The 17,596-nt window shown below is 67.9% G+C and carries 16 protein-coding genes; 11 read left to right on the top strand and 5 right to left on the bottom strand.

Annotation, left to right across the window (positions count from 1 at the left end; all coding sequences use genetic code 11):
- Positions 1-119 precede the first annotated feature (119 nt).
- The 3 genes from serA (at position 120) to QLQ86_RS01090 (ending at position 4,479) form a co-directional block, all read left to right on the top strand.
- On the top strand, positions 120-1,370 hold the full coding sequence (gene serA / locus QLQ86_RS01100; RefSeq protein ID WP_282815648.1) for a phosphoglycerate dehydrogenase: 1,251 nt from the start codon (positions 120-122) through the stop codon (positions 1,368-1,370).
- Between the two features lie 349 nt (positions 1,371-1,719).
- Positions 1,720-3,075 carry an 8-oxoguanine deaminase gene (locus QLQ86_RS01095; protein WP_282815647.1) on the top strand — a complete coding sequence of 452 codons (1,356 nt, stop codon included), beginning with the start codon at positions 1,720-1,722 and terminating at the stop codon, positions 3,073-3,075.
- Between the two features lie 60 nt (positions 3,076-3,135).
- Positions 3,136-4,479, top strand: a complete 1,344-nt coding sequence (locus tag QLQ86_RS01090) for a uracil-xanthine permease family protein (RefSeq protein ID WP_282734046.1) — start codon at positions 3,136-3,138, stop codon at positions 4,477-4,479.
- A 57-nt stretch (positions 4,480-4,536) separates the two neighbouring features.
- On the opposite strand, the gene QLQ86_RS01085 is transcribed toward QLQ86_RS01090, so the two are convergent.
- Positions 4,537-5,802, bottom strand: a complete 1,266-nt coding sequence (locus QLQ86_RS01085) for an amino acid deaminase (RefSeq protein WP_282815646.1) — start codon at positions 5,800-5,802, stop codon at positions 4,537-4,539.
- 99 nt (positions 5,803-5,901) lie between these two features.
- Here QLQ86_RS01085 and QLQ86_RS01080 point away from each other — a divergent pair, with 99 nt between their 5' ends.
- Together QLQ86_RS01080 and bhcR are read left to right on the top strand one after the other, a co-directional pair.
- On the top strand, positions 5,902-6,687 hold the full coding sequence (locus tag QLQ86_RS01080; protein ID WP_282734044.1) for an enoyl-CoA hydratase: 786 nt from the start codon (positions 5,902-5,904) through the stop codon (positions 6,685-6,687).
- A gap of 106 nt (positions 6,688-6,793) precedes the next feature.
- Positions 6,794-7,618 (top strand): HTH-type transcriptional regulator BhcR, encoded by an 825-nt coding sequence (gene bhcR, locus QLQ86_RS01075; protein ID WP_282734043.1) that lies wholly within the window; start codon positions 6,794-6,796, stop codon positions 7,616-7,618.
- Positions 7,619-7,696: 78 nt separating this feature from the next.
- Here bhcR and QLQ86_RS01070 read toward each other — a convergent pair whose 3' ends face one another.
- The 4 genes from QLQ86_RS01070 to QLQ86_RS01055 all read right to left on the bottom strand — a co-directional run bounded on the left by QLQ86_RS01070 (position 7,697) and on the right by QLQ86_RS01055 (position 11,126).
- Positions 7,697-8,152, bottom strand: coding sequence for a MarR family winged helix-turn-helix transcriptional regulator (locus tag QLQ86_RS01070; protein ID WP_407650020.1), 456 nt, complete (start codon positions 8,150-8,152; stop codon positions 7,697-7,699).
- Between the two features lie 72 nt (positions 8,153-8,224).
- The gene (locus QLQ86_RS01065) at positions 8,225-9,520 is read right to left on the bottom strand and encodes a TRAP transporter large permease (RefSeq protein ID WP_282733857.1); all 1,296 of its coding nucleotides are present in this window, start codon (positions 9,518-9,520) and stop codon (positions 8,225-8,227) included.
- Positions 9,517-10,056, bottom strand: coding sequence for a TRAP transporter small permease (locus QLQ86_RS01060; RefSeq protein ID WP_282815645.1), 540 nt, complete (start codon positions 10,054-10,056; stop codon positions 9,517-9,519). Before QLQ86_RS01060 ends, QLQ86_RS01065 begins: the two co-directional genes overlap by 4 nt.
- Positions 10,057-10,076: 20 nt before the next feature.
- Positions 10,077-11,126: a TRAP transporter substrate-binding protein gene (locus QLQ86_RS01055; protein ID WP_282815644.1), complete on the bottom strand. Its 1,050-nt coding sequence runs from the start codon at positions 11,124-11,126 to the stop codon at positions 10,077-10,079.
- Between the two features lie 369 nt (positions 11,127-11,495).
- Here QLQ86_RS01055 and QLQ86_RS01050 point away from each other — a divergent pair, with 369 nt between their 5' ends.
- From QLQ86_RS01050 to maiA, 6 genes are all read left to right on the top strand, one after another.
- Complete coding sequence (locus tag QLQ86_RS01050; RefSeq protein WP_282815643.1) at positions 11,496-12,464, top strand: MBL fold metallo-hydrolase; 969 nt, start codon at positions 11,496-11,498, stop codon at positions 12,462-12,464.
- A gap of 70 nt (positions 12,465-12,534) precedes the next feature.
- Positions 12,535-14,259, top strand: coding sequence for an FAD-dependent oxidoreductase (locus tag QLQ86_RS01045; RefSeq protein WP_282815642.1), 1,725 nt, complete (start codon positions 12,535-12,537; stop codon positions 14,257-14,259).
- A complete protein-coding gene (locus tag QLQ86_RS01040; RefSeq protein ID WP_282815641.1) occupies positions 14,246-14,485 on the top strand; it encodes a DUF2783 domain-containing protein in 240 nt (79 codons plus the stop codon). Before QLQ86_RS01045 ends, QLQ86_RS01040 begins: the two co-directional genes overlap by 14 nt.
- 14 nt (positions 14,486-14,499) lie before the next feature.
- On the top strand, positions 14,500-15,810 hold the full coding sequence (hmgA, locus tag QLQ86_RS01035) for a homogentisate 1,2-dioxygenase (RefSeq protein ID WP_282733863.1): 1,311 nt from the start codon (positions 14,500-14,502) through the stop codon (positions 15,808-15,810).
- 69 nt (positions 15,811-15,879) lie between these two features.
- A complete protein-coding gene (locus QLQ86_RS01030) occupies positions 15,880-16,899 on the top strand; it encodes a fumarylacetoacetate hydrolase family protein (protein WP_282733864.1) in 1,020 nt (339 codons plus the stop codon).
- Positions 16,900-16,909: 10 nt separating this feature from the next.
- Positions 16,910-17,554 carry a maleylacetoacetate isomerase gene (gene maiA / locus QLQ86_RS01025; protein ID WP_282815640.1) on the top strand — a complete coding sequence of 215 codons (645 nt, stop codon included), beginning with the start codon at positions 16,910-16,912 and terminating at the stop codon, positions 17,552-17,554.
- The last annotated feature ends 42 nt before the right edge of the window (positions 17,555-17,596 follow it).

Raw genomic sequence — 17,596 nt, 5'->3', positions numbered from 1 at the left:
CTCATGGCGGCTGTGGTAAGCTATCGGCCCTGTTTCGAGCCTGCCCTTGGGCCCCAGGCTCTTCAGCATCTTCATGACACATGCATGCGGCGCGCGCCGACGAAGGGGTTGAATCGACCATGGCCAAAACGTCCCTGGACAAGAGCAAGATCAAGATCCTGCTGCTCGAGGGCGTCCACCAGAGCGCGGTGGACAACCTACTCAATGCCGGTTACACCAACATCGAGCACCTGCCGACCTCGCTGGACGAGGCGACGCTGATCGAGAGGATCCGCGACGTCCACTTCATCGGCATCCGCTCGCGCACCCAGCTCAACGAGCGCGTCTTCGACGCGGCCGAGAAGCTGGTGGCGGTGGGCTGCTTCTGCATCGGGACCAACCAGGTGGATCTCGATGCCGCCCTGGTGCGCGGCATCCCGGTCTTCAACGCCCCCTTCTCCAATACCCGCTCGGTGGCCGAGCTGGTGCTGGCCGAGGCGATCATGCTGCTGCGCGGCATCCCCGAGAAGAGCGCCCGCGCCCATCAGGGCGGCTGGCTGAAGTCGGCGAAGAACGCCCACGAGGCGCGCGGCAAGTCGCTGGGCATCATCGGCTATGGCAGCATCGGTTCGCAGCTTTCGGTGCTCGCCGAGTCGCTGGGCTTCGACGTCATCTACTACGACGTGGTGACCAAGCTGGCGATGGGCAACGCCCGCCAGGTGGCCAGCCTCGAGGAACTGCTGGCCCGCGCCGACGTGGTCAGCCTGCACGTGCCGGACCTGCCCTCCACCCGCTGGATGATCGGTGAGGCCGAGATCGCCCTGATGAAGCCGGGCGGCATCCTGATCAACGCCTCCCGCGGCAGCGTGGTGGTGATCGAGGCCCTGGCCGAGGCCCTGAAGGCCGGCCGCCTCAACGGCGCCGCCATCGACGTCTTCCCGGTGGAGCCCAAGGGCAATGACGAGGAGTTCGAGAGCCCGCTACGCGGCCTGGCCAACGTCATCCTCACCCCGCACATCGGCGGCTCCACCCTCGAGGCCCAGGAGAACATCGGCATCGAGGTCTCCGAGAAGCTGGTCACCTACTCCGACAACGGCACCACCGTCAGCTCGGTCAACTTCCCCGAGGTGGCCCTGCCGGCCCACCCGGGCAAGCACCGCCTGCTGCACATCCACGAGAACGTGCCCGGGGTCCTCTCCGAGATCAACCGCGTGCTCTCCGAGAACGACATCAACATCCTCGGCCAGTACCTGCAGACCAACGAGCGCATCGGCTACGTGGTCATCGACGTGGATAAGGCCTACGGCTCGCGGGCGCTGGAGGCCCTGCGCCAGGTGAAGCATACCCTGCGCGTGCGGGTGCTCTACTCCGAGAGCAGCTACGCCGACTGACCCCGTTTCATTCCGGCAGACCGGAGCCGCCGCGTCGATGACGCGGCGGCTCTTTTCATGAACGGCACCCGTGCCGCCGGGTTTCCTGCCGGCTCTCCCCCGCCCCGAGGCACGCCTCTGTCGGCCGCTCTGGCGCAGCATGCCGGGAGCCGACGAGCGTTGAGCATCACGCTCTTGACAGTTTCTCCAAAGCCTCCCATTTTGTACACAATCCATGCCAAGCAATGGATGACAGTTAAAGTACACACAACATGTCGAAGGCACCTGAACCAAGACGCCGCTGCCCGGCCACGCTTGGGTAACCCTTTGTCCATTCAGCGGCCGCTCGACGGCCCACCGGGAGGACAACATGCCCCAGCCCAACCCGACCCTGTGGATCCGCCGGCCGCTCGCCTGCAGCGATGCGCGCGCCGCCGACGGTGTGGTGATTCAGGGAGGACGTATCGTGGAAGCGGTGCCCGCTGGTGCCGCACCGACAACGCCGGTGGATGAGGTCTTCGACGCCTCGGCGCATGTGCTGTTGCCGGGGCTGGTGAATACCCATCATCACTTCTACCAGACCCTGACCCGGGCCTACTCGCCGGCCCTGAACAAGGAACTCTTCCCCTGGCTGACGACCCTCTATGACGTCTGGGCCAACCTCACCGAGCGCCAGCTGGCACTCGCCAGCGAACTCGCCATGGTCGAGCTGCTGATGTCCGGCTGCACCACCGTGGCAGACCACCACTACGTCTTCTCCGGCGCGCTGGAGAGCGCCATCGACGTCCAGGTGGAGACCGCAGACCGCCTCGGCGTGCGGGCCGCCCTGACCCGGGGTTCGATGAGCGTGGGCCGCGACGATGGCGGCCTGCCGCCCCAGTCGGTGGTGCAGGACGAGGCCACCATCCTCGACGAGAGCCGCCGGCTCATCGACGCCCACCACCAGCGTGGCGACGGCGCCATGACCACCATCGCCCTGGCCCCCTGCTCGCCTTTCTCGGTGAGCCGCGAGCTGATGCAGGAGAGCGCCCGACTGGCCGAGGAGAAGGACGTGCGCCTGCACACCCACCTGGCCGAGACCGAGGACGAGACGGCCTACTGCCAGCGGCTCTTCGGCATGCGCCCGCTGGACTACCTGGAGGCCACCGGCTGGCTGGGGCCGCGCACCTGGCTGGCCCATGGCATCCACTTCACCGACCCCGAAATCGCTCGCCTGGGGCAGGCCGGCACCGGCATCGCCCACTGCCCGTCGTCCAACATGGTGCTGGGCTCCGGCATGTGCCGCACCCTGGAGCTCGAGGCCGCCGGCTGCCCGGTGGGCCTGGCGGTGGACGGCTCGGCCTCCAATGATCACTCCAACCTGGCCGAGGAGATGCGCCAGGCCCTGCTGCTGGGCCGGCTGCGCTACTCGCCGAGCCGGGTGACCCACGACGACGTGATCCGCTGGGCCACCCGCGGCTCGGCGGCCTGCCTGGGGCGCACCGACATCGGCGGGCTGGCACCCGGCCAGCAGGCCGACCTGGCGCTGTTCCGGCTGGACGAGGCCCGCTTCTCCGGCGCCGAGAACCCGGTCGCCGCCCTGCTGCTGTGCGGAGCCCACCGCGCCGACCGGGTGATGGTCGCCGGGCGATGGCGCCTGATCGATGGCCGGCCACGGGAGGTCGACCTCGATGCCTTGCTGGCCCGGCATGACCAGGCCGCCAGCGAGCTGCGTGGGTCGCTCTGATTCCCTTCCCGTTTCCCTCTGTTCTCAACCACCTCCAACAACGACAACAGGAGACACCCCATGACCACCGAGTCCAGCGCCGCAACCACGGAGCACCGGGTGCGCAGCACCCAGGACGTCGATGCCATGCCGCCCCTGGGGCGCGCCATCCCCCTGGGACTGCAGCACGTGCTGGCGATGTTCGTCGGCAACGTCACCGTGCCCATCATCATCGCCGGTGCCGCGGACCTTTCCGCGGAGCAGACCACCTTCATGATCCAGGCCGCTATGTTCGTGGCCGGGGTGGCGACCCTGGTGCAGTCCCTGGGGCTCGGTCCCATCGGGGCACGCCTGCCCATCGTCATGGGCACCAGCTTCGGCTTCGTGCCGGTGCTGATCCCCATCGCCGTGGGCATGGGGCTGCCGGCGGCCCTGGGCGCGGCACTGTGCGGCGGGGTCGCCATGGCCCTGGTGGGGCTCTTCCTGCCCTGGTTCCGCTTCCTCTTCCCGCCGGTGGTCACCGGCACCTTCGTGATCATGCTCGGCACCCTGCTGATGCCGGTGGGCCTGGCCTATGTCGGCGGCGGCTTCGGCGCCGAGGATTTCGGGGCCTCGCACCACCTGCTGCTGGCGGGGCTGGTGCTGGTCATCACCCTGGGCCTGCACCAGTTCGGTCGCGGCATCTGGTCGGAGGCGGCCCCGCTGATCGGCCTGCTGGTCGGCTACGCCGCGGCCACGGCCTTCGGCCTGGTGGACTTCTCCGCCATCGGCGGCGCCGCCTGGCTCTCGCTGCCCACGCCGCTGGCCATCGGCCTGGAGTTCCACTGGGCCGCCGTGCTGCCGGTGGTGCTGCTGGCCGTGGTGACCTGCGCCGAGTCGATCGGTGACATCGCCGGCACTACCGCCGGGGGGCTGGATCGCGCGCCCACTCCGAAGGAGCTCTCCGGCGGGGTGATGGCCGACGGCCTGGCCAGCGTCTTCGCCGCCATCTTCAACGCCTTCCCCCAGATCAGCTTCAGCCAGAACGTCGGCATGGTGGCGCTGACCGGCGTGGTCAGCCGCTACGTGGTGGCCATCGGCGGCGGCTTCCTGGTCATCGCCGGCCTGCTGCCCAAGCTCGGCGCCATCGTCTCCAGCATCCCCAATGCGGTGCTCGGCGGAGCGGTGGTGATCATGTTCGGCATGATCGCCAGCGCCGGCATCAAGATGCTCTCCCATATCAGCTTCAACAAGCGCAACATGGTGATCATCGGCGTCTCACTGTCGGCGGCCATCGGCCTGCCGGCCCAGGAGGGGCTCTACGCCGACCTCTCCGACAACCTCCAGGCGATCATCGAGTCGGGGCTGATCCCCGGCGCGCTCTGCGCCATCGTCCTTAACCTGATCCTGCCCCACGAGGAGCGTCCCTTCCGCAGCGACGTCTGAGGTCGACGAGCCCGTCCCGCCACCTCGTCGAGGTGGCGGGGCATCGTGCGCTGTGGGTCAGAAGCAGGTCTCGAGGACCTCGACCACCGCCAGCGACTCGTCGACCCGACACAGGCGCCGCCACTTGTCGAAGGTCAGGCAGGGATGGGAGATGCCGAAGGCGACGATGTCGCCCACACGCACGTCGCCTACACGCCTGTCGCCCGCCACCTCGGGCAGGCGCACGAAGGCGTGCTGGTCCATGAGCTTCTCCACCCGCCAGCCTTCGACCGACAATGTCCGGTCCGCCGTCCCGCCCTCGCGATAGCGGCGCAGCGCCAGCGGCAGGCGGTCGCCGCCGACATCGCGACGCCCCATGGCGACGATGGCCAGCCCCGGCTCCGGCAGCGACTGCACCTGGGCGACGACCTCCAGGGCCGGGCGCAGCCCCTCGCCGAGGGTCGGCCGACGCCCCAGCACCCGGGCCTGGGCCTCGCCGTAGAGCCCGTGGTCGTGTGTCACGTAGCAGCCGGGACGCATCACCCTTCGGACCCGGCCGTCCAGCCCGGCATCGCGGAAGGCCTCGGCGACGATGTCGTGCCAGGCGGAACCGGAGGCGGTAACCAGCGGCCGCGCCACCGCCAGTCGGCCGGCCCGCTGCAGGGCGGTGAGGGTGTCGACCAGGTCGGCCGCATAGGCCGCCACCGCCGCCTCCGGAGACGCCTCCGCCTCGGCCTGGACCAAGCCCTCGTAGCCCTCCACGCCGGACAGCTCGAGGCCGGCCGCTTCGTGGACCACGTCGGCCAGCGCCAGCACCTCCTCGCGGCCGCGACAGCCACAGCGCCCGCCCGGCACCCCCCGCTCGATCAGCACCGGCAGGCGCAGGCCACGCCCGGCGAAGAAGGCGTCCAGCTCACGGGCGTTGTCGGCGGAGTCCACCAGGCACCAGAGCTCGGCACCAGCCTCGAGCAGGTCCGCCACGATGGCCATGTTGGCCCGCCCCACCAGCTGGTTGGCCAGCAGCAGGCGCGTCGCGCCATGAGCGAAGGCGGCCCGGCACTGGGGAGCGGTGGCCAGGGTGATCGCCCAGGCGCCGCTTTCCAGCTGGCGGCGAAAGAGCGCCGGGGCCATGGTGGTCTTGCCATGGGGCGCCAGCAAGGCGCCGTGGTCGTCGCAGAAGGCCTGCATCCAGCCCAGGTTGTGGGCCAGCGATGCCTCGTGCAACACCGCCGCCGGCAGGCTCACGTCCGCCAGCAGGCGCAGGCCGGTCTCGGGCACCCCCTTGTGCTCTGTGCGGGTGGGGTCCGCCAGGAAGGCGGTGGACTCGGGGGAAACGTCGCTCATGGGCACTCCTCGCCAGGGACCGTCTTTGGTCGCAAGCCTAACGAAAGCGCTGCCCGGGGCGCTAGGCTGGAGGCTCTTCCTTCCACCGGAGTCCCCAAGATGCAGGATGACAGCCCCCTGGTACGCCGCCACGATCTCGACGGCGTGACCACCCTGACGCTGAACCGGCCGACGCACTTCAACGCACTCTCCGAGGAGATGCTCGAGGCATTGGGCGGCGAGCTCGACCGCGTGGCCGACGACGCGCATGTGCGCTGCGTGGTGATCGCCGCCGAGGGCCGCGCCTTCTGTGCCGGTCACGACCTCAAGCAGATGCGTGCCAACCCCGACGAGGCCTACTACCAGCAGCTCTTCGCGCGCTGCGGGGCCCTGATGCAGGCCATCGTCGACCTGCCGGTGCCGGTGATCGCCCGGGTGCAGGGCATCGCCACGGCCGCGGGCTGCCAGCTGGTGGCCAGCTGTGACCTGGCCGTGGCGGCACGCTCGGCACGTTTCGCCGTCTCGGGCATCAATGCCGGGCTGTTCTGCTCCACCCCGGCGGTGGCACTCTCGCGCAATGTCGGCCGCAAGCGAGCCATGGAGATGCTCTTCACCGGCGAGTTCATCGACGCCGACCAGGCCCGCGACTGGGGGCTGGTCAACCGGGTCGCCGACGACGAGGCCCTCGACGAGGCGGTGGGCGCGCTAACCGCCAGCATCTGCGCCAAGAGCGCGGTCGCGGTGCGCACCGGCAAGGCCATGTTCCACCGCCAGCTCGCCATGCCGCTGGACGAGGCGTACGCCTATGCCGGCGAGGTGATGGCCTGCAACATGATGGCCGAGGATGCGGGCGAGGGGATCGACGCCTTCATCGAGAAGCGCCCGCCCGAGTGGCGACATCGCTGAGATCGCGACGTCATCGCTGGATGGAAGCCATTTCCGCAACCGCGACAGCGCCCAGCTGACACGGTATCCTGTGGCCTCGAGAGAATGCGGCAGGAGGACAATCCGGGTGAGCGAAGGCAAGCGCAGGACAGCGGGACGGCCCGCCGGGTCGGGCAAGAGCACCAGCGGCCACAGCCAGTCGCTGGTGCGCGGGCTCAACCTGCTCGAGCGCCTGGCGGCCAGCCCCGGCGGCCTGGCCCTCTCCGAGGTGGCCGAGCAGGCGGAGCTCGCCCCCTCCACTACCCACCGGCTGCTGCAGGCCCTGCAGAGCCAGGGGTTCGTCGCCCAGGACAGCGAGCTCGGCGTGTGGAAGATCGACGTCAAGACCTTCCGCATCGGCAACAGCTTCCTCGAGGCCCGCGACTTCGTCGGCACCAGCCGCCCCTTCCTGCGTCGCCTCACCGTCCAGACCGGCGAGACGGCCAACCTCGGCGTGCGCGACGACGGCACCGCGGTCTTCCTGGCCCAGAGCGAGTCGCCGCAGATGATGCGCATGATCACCCGGCTCGGCTCCCGGGCCCCGCTTCACGCCTCGGGCGTCGGCAAGGCGCTGATGGCCTGGCTGCCGGACGACGAGTTCGAGCGCATCCTCGACGAGCGGGGCCTGGCGCGCGTCACCGAGAACACCCTTCACACCCCCGAGTCGCTGCGCGAGGGACTGGCCGAGATCCGCCGCCAGGGCTTCGCCTGCGATCGGGAGGAGCACGCCATCGGCCTGCAGTGCGTGGCCGCCTGCATCCACGACGAGCATGGCACCCCGCTGGCCGCCATCTCGGTCTCCGGCCCCAAGGCCCGCATCCCCGAGGCGCGGCTGGCCGAGCTGGGTGCCCTGGTGCGCGACACCGCCGCCGAGATCACCGCGCGGCTAGGCGGCAAGGTCCCGACGGCCTGACCGCCGCCCTGCCCCTGACCGACACGACAGCGCCCCGCCTTGGCCGGGCGCTGTCGTACAGAGGGCTCGCGGGCGGGCCTAGCCGATCCGCTCCAGCTGCCGCTCGAGCTTGCCCATGGCATTGAGCAGGTCGCGGTACTCGCCCGCACTGAGGGTCGCCACGAGCTCCGCCTCCCAGTCCTGGGCCTCCGGGATCAGGCGCGAGAGCAGCCCTGCCCCCTCGCGGGTAAGGTGCAGGTCATGGACCCGCTGGTCCCTGGCCGAGGGCGTCCGGGTCACCAGGCCACGATCGACCAGCGCCTGCACCGCCCGGGAGACGCGCGCCTTGTCCATGTTGGTATAGGTGCAGACCTTCTTGGCGGTCAGGTCATCGCAGTGGCTTAGCCAGGCCAGCACTCGCCACTGGGCCACGTTGAGGTCGTAGCGCTGTGCATACATGCGCTCCAGTTCGTCGCTGATGCGATCGGCCAGCCGGTTGAGCCGATAGGGTAGGAACTGGTTGAGGTCCAGCTCCGGCTTGGGAGGAAGGCCCACCCCGGCAGCCTCCCCCACAGGACTCGCCGGCTCTTGAGACATCTTCGGTCGCCCTTCCATCTCCATCATCCCCTAGTAAAGCAGTTGCGGCAGGAACAACACGATGCCCGGGAACACCAGCACCAGCAAGGCACGCAGCGTACCGGCCACCCAGAACGGCGTCACCCCGCGGAAGATCGTCCCCGTGGAGACGTCCGGCAGTACCGCCCTCAGGACGAAGACGTTCATCCCCACCGGCGGCGTGATCAGGCTGATCTCGATCACGATCACCACCAGGATGCCAAACCACACCAGATCGTAGCCGAGCCCTGCCACCACCGGGAAGAACACCGGCACGGTGAGCAGCAGCATCGACATGCTCTCGAACACGCAGCCCAGCACCACATAGATGGCGATGATCACCAGGATCACCACGAAGGGCGCCACGTCCAGGCCGTTGACCAGCGCCAGCAGGTCATTGGGCAGCCCCGCGCGGTTGATGAAGTTGGCAAAGATCAGGGCGGTGAGTACCACGGCGAACAGCATGGCCGTGGTGCGTACGGTATCCATCAGCACGTTCATGAGCACCTGCAGGGTCAGCGCCCGCTTCAGCAGAGCGATCACGAAGGCCCCCATGGCCCCGATGCCGGCCGCCTCGGTGGGCGTGAACACGCCCAGGTAGATGCCGCCGATCACCAGAACGAACAGTGCCAGGGTGCTGCCGACATCCTTGAGGGCGGCAAAGCGCTCCGACCAAGGCACCGTCTCGCCGGCCGGGCCGGCATCAGGGTCGCGCCACAGCACCCATTTCACCGCCACCAGGTAGAACAGGATGCCGATCATCCCGGGAATGAATCCCGCGGCAAACAGCTCGCGGATGCTGGTCTCGGTGAGGATACCGTAGATCACCAGCATCACGCTGGGCGGAATCAGGATGCCCAGGGTGCCGCCGGCGGCGATGGAGGCCGCGGCCAGCGAGTCCTTGTAGCCGTACTTGCGCATCTGGGGCATGGCCACCCGACCCATGGTGGCACAGGTGGCCAGGCTCGAGCCGCAGATGGCACTGAAGCCACCGCAGGCGACGATGGTCGCCATCGCCTGGCCCCCCTTGCGGTGACCGAGAAAGCCATTGGAGGCGCGGAACAGGGCATCCGATAGGCCGGCATGGGATACGAGGTTACCCATCAGGATGAACAGCGGGATCACCGACAGGCCATAATCCATCCCCGTATCCACGACGCGGCGCGCCGCCATGGCCTCGGCTGCCGTCCAGTTACCGGTGAGGTAGTAGAACCCGACGAAGCCGACGATGCCCATGGCGAAGGCCAGTGGCACCCGCAGGAACGCCAGCATCAGCAGCGCGGCAAACCCGTAGAGCGACTCGATCATGGAGTACCTCCCGGGCTCAGCGGCCCCCCCCGCTCGAGGACGCCGATGCCCTCCAGCAGGTAGCCCCCAGCGCGCATCAGGGTGAGCAGCGCCGAGAGAGCCAGCATGATCGCCATGAGGTAGATCAGGTAACCCACGGGAATGCGCAGAAACTCGGTGACATCCCCCCAATCGAAGGCTCGTACACCCAGTGCCCAGACACGCCCGGCCATGACCCAGAGGGCCAGGGTAACGATCAAGTTGACGATCACCTGTCGCCACCAGACCCAGCGCGCCGGAAAGATCGCATCGAGCAGGTCGACGCTGACGTGCTCCTCCCGCCAGCAGACCACTGGCAGTGACAGGAAGACCACTGCCGCCAGCATCAGCTGGGTCAGCTCCACGCTGCCGAGGATCGGGGAGTTGAAGATGAAGCGGCCGGTAACGTCGGCCGTGGTCAGCAGCATCATGGCAAAGAGGGTGGCTCCCGCCACCCCCTCCAGCCCCAGCTGCAGGCCCCGGCCGACGCGATGCCAGCGGGTCGGCATGCTAGTCATGGTCAACACTCCAGACGGGCTTATTCCTGCACCACACGGGACTCGATGCTGTCGGCGTCGGCCGCTTCGGCAAGCCGGTCACGGAAGTACGCCAGCGCCTCCCTGGCGTCCAGGTCGCCGTTGCTGACCTTGTCCGCCCACTGGTCGATCAGGTCATCGCTGACCTCCTGAAGCATGGCGATGTCCTCTTCGGAAGCCTCGGTGAAGGTGTTGCCGAGTTCCTTGGCAAATTCGACGCCACGCTGATCCGAGACATCCATCATGTAGCCGAACAGGCGCGACAGCGACTCGCCCGATACGGCCTCGATGGCCTCGCGATCCTCGGCGGAGACTCGGTCCCAGACCATCGGGCTCATGATGATGGCGAAGCTGCCACGATAGAAGCCGCCATCGACCTGCAGGGTGTTGGGCAGCACCTCTGCCACGCGGAAGCTGCGCAGACCTTCCAGGGTCAGCATGGCACCATCGATGACCCCCTGAGAGGCCGCCTCATAGACCCCGGTGGGTGGCAGAGCGACGCCGGTCACGCCCATGGCATCCGCCAGGTCGCTCATCACTCCGCCACCCGTCCGCAGGCGCTTGCCTTCCAGCTCGTCGAAGGTCTCCACCTTGTCGGCGGTATAGATCTGCCCCGGGCCGTGTACCCCTACGGCCATGACCTCCAGGCCGCGATGCTCGTTGCCCTGGGCAAGATGCGCCTCGAAGGTTTCCCAGTATGCGGAGGAGGCAACCTCGGAAGAGAAGTCCTCGAAGGTAGGGAATTCCGGCAGCTTGGTCAGCTCGAAACGGCCCGGCATGTGGCCATGGAAGATCCAGCTGGCGTCGGCGACGCCATCGGCCACCAGGGCCATCTGGGCCGCCGGCGGACCCAGGTCCTCGGTGACCTGAAGCGTCACGCGCCCCTCGGTGGCTTCCTCGATCCAGGCCTGCCAGGTCGGCCAGACGATGGTGTTGATGCCGTGGTTCGGACCCCCCCAGCTGCTGACATTGATGGTGGTCTGGGCAAGAGCCGTGGAGCTCAGAATAGCTGCCGCCAGGGTCCCCAAGATCAGTCCGGTCGCTTTCTTCATCTTGTACTCCTCCGTCGTCACGGGAAAGGCGGCCAGGTCACCGCCGGTTGTTGTAAGGATCTTCTTCTATCGGGCAGAGGCAGGAAACGCTGCCAGTTGCACGGGGAACGATGTTCCTCTGGGCGACACCTTGCCCGCTGCTTAGTCTCCTGTGCAACTAAAATGCCTAGAACTTAGGTCTAACAGCGGTGGTAGAGGCCGGCTTACCGGCCTATGCGCGCCTCTCCCAGGCCTTCACAGCAACAGAGAAGTATGTTCGACTGGACATAAAGTTTCACAGGAAACTATTATCGCTTCACTGCCGAACCCCCGTCGGCATAGCCCGATGATGACCGGGGACCCCGGCGCCCTGACGACACTGGAGGAATCATGAGCAAGAAGTTCGCGTCCCACGCCGATACCGAAGAGAAGCAGATCAGCTTCGACAAACTGGCCGAGGGCCTCTACGCCTACACCGCCGAAGGCGACCCCAACACCGGCATCGTCATCGGCGATGACAGCGTGATGGTCATCGACACCCAGGCCACCCCGATCATGGCCCAGGACGTGATTCGCCGGATCCGCGAGATCACCGACAAGCCGATCAAGCACGTGGTGCTGACCCACTACCACGCCGTACGCGTGCTGGGTGCTTCCGCCTACGAGGCCGAGAACATCATCGCCAGCCAGCACACCTTTGATCTGATCGTGGAACGCGGCCAGCAGGACTATGAGTCCGAGGTCGGCCGCTTCCCGCGCCTGTTCAAGGGCGTCGACTCCGTGCCCGGCCTGACTTGGCCGAACATCGTCTTCCAGGAGGAGCTGACGGTGTACATGGGCAAGCGCGAGGTGCGCATCATCCACCTGGGCCGCGGCCACACCAAGGGCGACACCATCGTCTGGCTCCCCGAGGAGAAGGTGATGTTCTCCGGCGACCTGGTCGAGTTCGGGGCTACCCCCTACACCGGCGACGCCTATCACGAATACTGGCCCGCCACCCTGGACCGCCTGCAGGCCATGGCCCCCGAGAAGCTGGTGCCGGGACGCGGCGAGGCGCTGCAGACACCCGAGCAGTGCGAGGAGGCGATCCAGGGTACCCGCGATTTCCTCGCCGACATGTACGAGAGCGTCAAGGCGGGCAAGGCCGCCGGCAAGTCGCTGTCCGAGTGTTACGCCGAGACCTACGCCCTGCTCAAGCCGAAGTACGGCCACTGGGTGATCTTCGACCACTGTGTGCCCTTCGACATCACGCGCTGCTATGACGAGGCGGGTGGCGAGTACCCGGATCCGCGCATCTGGACCGCCGAGCGTGACAACGACATGTGGCACTCGCTGCAGGACGTCGTCGAGAACCAGTAACCCCTAACTGCCGTCCGGATCACGACACGCTCGCCGGGGTCCTGGCCCGGCGAAGCCGTGGGAGCCACTCATGCCCAAGACCTACAAGAATCCCGTCTATCCCTATCGACGCCCGTCCGAACTGGACCTCAGCGAGGTACGCCACTGCCCGGTGGTGATCGTCGGGGCGGGCCCCTCGGGGCTGACCGCCGCCATCGACCTGGCCCTGCAGGGCATCGACAGCATCGTGCTCGACGACAACAACACCGTGAGCGTCGGCTCGCGGGCGATCTGCTTCGCCAAGCGCACCCTGGAGATCATGGATCGGATGGGCGCCGCCCAGCCCATGCTCGACAAGGGCGTGACCTGGCAGCATGGTCGCGTCTTCTTCCAGGATCGCGAGGTCTACGACTTCAACCTGCTGCCCGAGGAGGGCCACCGCGTGCCGGCCTTCATCAACCTGCAGCAGTACTACCTGGAAGAGTATCTGGTCGATCGCGCCCAGGCGCTGGACGCGCACATCGACCTGCGCTGGCTGAGCCGGGTCACCGCGGTGGACAGCCAGCCGGAGCATAGCGTGGTGACGATCGCCACCCGGGACGGTGACTACCGGCTCAGCTGCGACTACCTGCTGGTGGCCGACGGCGCCAACAGCAAGATCCGCGACATGCTGGGCCTGGAGTGCAAGGGCCAGATCTTCCAGGACCGCTTCCTGATCGCCGACGTGGTGATGAAGGCCGACTTCCCCACCGAGCGCTGGTTCTGGTTCGACCCGCCCTTCCACCCCGGCCAGTCGGTGCTGCTGCACAAGCAGCCGGACAACGTCTGGCGCATCGACTTCCAGCTCGGCTGGGACGCCGACCCGGAAGAGGAGAAGAAGGAGGAGAACATCCGCCCCCGCGTGCAGGCCATGCTCGGTGAGGAAGTGGAGTTCGAGCTGGAATGGGCCAGCGTCTATACCTTCCGCTGCCGCAAGATGGACAACTTCATCCACCAGCGGGTGTTCTTCATGGGCGATGCCGCCCACCAGGTCTCACCCTTCGGGGCCCGCGGCGCCAACGGGGGGGCCCAGGGCATCGACAACCTGGCCTGGAAGCTGGCCCGGGTGATCAAGGGCCAGGCGCCCGCGGCGCTGCTCGAGACCTACGACACCGAACGCCAGCACGGGGCAGAGGAGAATATCCTCAACTCCACCCGTGCCACCGATTTCATCACGCCCAAGAGCCGCGTCAGCCGGCTGTTCCGCGACACCACCCTGGAACTGGCGGAGCAGTATCCCTTTGCCCGCAGCCTGGTCAACAGCGGTCGGCTGTCGAAGCCCTGCCGCTACGAGGACTCGCCGCTCAATGGCCCCGATGCCGAGGGGATGCCGGCCGAGCTGCGCCCCGGGAGCCCGGCCAAGGATGCCCCCATCCGCCTGGGCGATCAGCGTGCCTGGCTGCTGAATCAGGTCGGCAACCGCTTCGTGCTGCTGATCGATGGCCGCCTGGGGACGGCAACGGCCGAGGATCTGAAGCATCGCCTGGACGAACTGCTGCAGGCGCGGCCCGACCTCGACCTGCTGGTGCTGGGGCCCGCCTCCCAGGCCCTGGCGAGCCTGCCACGCATCACCCTGATCGAGGATGCCGAGGGCCTGGTGGCCGAGCGCTACGGCCTGACCCCCGGCGCCGGCTACCTGTTCCGCCCCGACCAGCACGTGACGGCCCGCTGGGGCGAGGTGTCGGTCGAGGCGGTCGGCACGGCACTGGACCGCGCCCTGGGCATCCACCTTACCCCTCATTCCCGAATTCAGGGAGGTCGCCATGCCACGGCTTGAACTGACCCCGAACTTCACCGATCCGGACGCCTTCTACGCGGCGCTGACCGAGGTGCACCGCGAGCGCAGCGAGGAGGCGAGCGAACGCATCAACGCCCGGCTGATCCTGCTGCTGGCCAATCATGTCGGTGACCAGCGGGTACTCGAGGAGGCCCTGGCCATCGCCGGCCAGGCCGTGGAGCCGGCACCGGCTCAAGGCCCGTCCGCCCAACAAGAACAGCGCTGAACGAGGATATTTCCATGACCACCGATACGCTTCAGTACCAGAGCGGCTTTCGCAACCACTTCGCCACCGAGGCCCTGCCCGGTGCCCTTCCCGAGGGGCAGAACTCGCCCCAGCGTTGCGCCTACGGCCTCTATGCGGAGCAGTACACCGGCTCGGCCTTCACCGCCCCGCGCCACCAGAACCTGCGCAGCTGGCTCTACCGCATCCGTCCCTCGGTGCTGCAGAGCGCCTACCAGCCGTTGCCCGACAGGCCCGTGGCCACCTCTCCGCTGGCCCGGCCTGCCGCCGACCCGAACCAGATGCGCTGGGACCCGGTACCGGTGCCCGGCGAGCCCACCGACTTCGTCGATGGCCTGCTGACCATCGCCGTCAACGGGGATGCCGGGGCCCAGAGCGGCGTTGGCGTACATGTCTACGCCTTCAACCGCGACATGACCGGGCGCTTCTTCTACGATGCCGACGGCGAGCTGCTGATCGTGCCGCAGCTCGGCACCCTGCGCCTGCGCACCGAGATGGGCGAGCTCGACGTCGCCAGCGGCGAGATCGCCGTGATCCCGCGCGGCATCAAGTTCCAGGTCCGCCTGGGTGACGGCGCCGATGCCGCCCGGGGGTATGTCTGCGAGAACTACGGCAGCCCGCTGGAGCTCCCCGGCCTGGGACCCATCGGTGCCAACGGCCTGGCCAACCCGCGCGACTTCCTGAGCCCGGTGGCCGCCTACGAGGACCTCGAGGGTGAGTTCTCGCTGGTCGCCAAGTTCTCGGGCCGCTTCTGGGAGACACGGCTCGGGCACTCGCCGCTCGACGTCGTGGCCTGGCACGGCAACGTTGCGCCCTACAAGTACGACCTGGCCCACTTCAACACCATCAACACCGTGAGCTTCGACCACCCCGATCCGTCGATCTTCACCGTGCTGACCTCGGCCTCCGACACCCCCGGAATGGCCAACCTCGACTTCGTGATCTTCCCGCCGCGCTGGATGGTGGCCGAGAACACCTTCCGCCCGCCCTACTTCCATCGCAACCTGATGAGCGAGTTCATGGGCCTGATCCACGGCGAGTACGATGCCAAGGCCGAGGGCTTCCTGCCGGGTGGCGCCAGCCTGCACAACTGCATGTCGCCCCATGGGCCGGATGCCGAGACCTTCGAGAAGGCCAGCGAAGCCGAGCTGACGCCCCAGTACCAGGGCGATACCCTGGCCTTCATGTTCGAGAGCCGTTACGTCTACCATCCGACCGAGGCGGCGCTGGAGGCCGATTTCCGCCAGCGCGACTACGTGGACGTCTGGTCCACCCTGCGCTCGCACTTCGACCCGCGCCAACCCTGAACCACCGACGCCACGAATCGACCGGCCGGGGCCGACTGCCCCGCCCCTGACGACAAGGACCGAGACAAGATGAAGCTCGCCACCCTCAAGAACGGCCGCGACGGCGAACTGGTCGTCGTCTCCCGCGACCTGACCCGCGCCGTTCGCGCCGCGGACATTGCGCCCACCCTGCAGCAGGCCACCGAGAACTGGGACGCCGTCAGCCCGACGCTCGAGTCCCGCTACGCCGAACTCAACGCGGGCAAGGCCGAAGGCGCCTTCGACCTCGACCAGAGCGCCCTGCACTCGCCGCTGCCGCGCACCTACCACTGGGCCGACGGCTCCGCCTACCTCAACCACGTCCAGCTGGTGCGCCAGGCGCGCAACGCCGAGATGCCCGAGACCTTCTGGACCGACCCGCTGATGTACCAGGGCGGCGGCGACAAGTTCCTGGCACCTACCGAGGACATCGAGGCGATCAGCGAGGAGCACGGCATCGACTTCGAGGGCGAGATCGCCGTGATCACCGACGACGTGCCCATGGCGGTGACGCCCGAGCAGGCGGCAGCGCACATCAAGCTGGTGATGCTGGTCAATGACGTCAGCCTGCGCGGCCTGATCCCGGGCGAGCTGGCCAAGGGCTTCGGCTTCTTCCAGGCCAAGCCGGCCTCCGCCTTCTCGCCCATCGCGGTGACGCCGGACGAGCTGGGCGACGCCTGGCGGGACGGCCGCGTCCACCTGCCGCTGACCGTGCACCTCAACGGCGAGAAGTTCGGCGAGCCGCAAGCCGGGCCGGACATGATCTTCAACTTCCCGCAGCTGGTGGCCCATGCGGCCAGGACCCGCTACCTGGGCGCCGGCGCCATCGTCGGTTCCGGCACCGTCTCCAACCCGGACCCCGACGGCGGCCCCGGAAAGCCGGTGGCCGACGGCGGCGTGGGCTACAGCTGCCTGGCCGAGGTGCGCATGGTGGAGAAGATCCAGCACGGCGACAGCAAGACGCCGTTCATGCGCTTCGGCGACCGGGTACGCATCGAGATGTTCGACCGGGAAGGCAAGAGCATCTTCGGCGCTATCGACCAGCAGGTCGTCAAGTACCAGCCCAGGTAAGGGAGGCTCCATGACGACGCTGTACGGCTACTTCCGCTCGTCGGCCGCCTACCGGGTGCGCATCGCCCTGAACCTCAAGGGCCTGGCCTATGACCAGGTCCCGGTCAACCTGGTGAAGGGCGAGCAGCGCACTGAGGCGAACGTCGCGCGTCATCCCCAGGGCCTGGTACCGACGCTGGAGACCGATGACGGGGTCCAGCTGATCCAGTCGCTGGCGATCTGCGAGTTTCTGGACGAGGTGCACCCCGAACCGCCCCTGCTGCCGGCCGATGCCGAGGGGCGAGCTCGGGTGCGTGCACTGGCCCAGCTGGTGGCCTGCGAGATCCATCCCCTCAATAACCTGCGGGTGCTCAAATACCTGGTGGGCGAGCTCGGGGTGGACGACGACACCAAGCTGGCCTGGTACCGGCACTGGATCATCGAGGGTTTCGATGCACTGGAGACCCTGCTGAAGCGAGAGCTGGGCACCGGCGACTTCTGCCATGGCGACACCCCGACCCTGGCCGATCTCTGCCTGGTGCCTCAGGTCTTCAACGCCGAGCGCTTCGCGTGCGACCTCTCGGCCTACCCGACGATCCAGCGCATCACCGCCAACTGTCGGGCGCTGCCTGCCTTCCGTCAGGCCGCACCGGAGGCGCAGCCGGACGCTCGCTGATATACTAAGCGGGCTAATGATGCGGGCACGGCTCACGGCAAG

The sequence above is a fragment of the Halomonas rhizosphaerae genome, from assembly GCF_030012485.1.
Taxonomy (GTDB): Bacteria; Pseudomonadota; Gammaproteobacteria; order Pseudomonadales; family Halomonadaceae; genus Halomonas; species Halomonas rhizosphaerae.
This window is presented reverse-complemented; position numbering and strand designations above follow the sequence as displayed.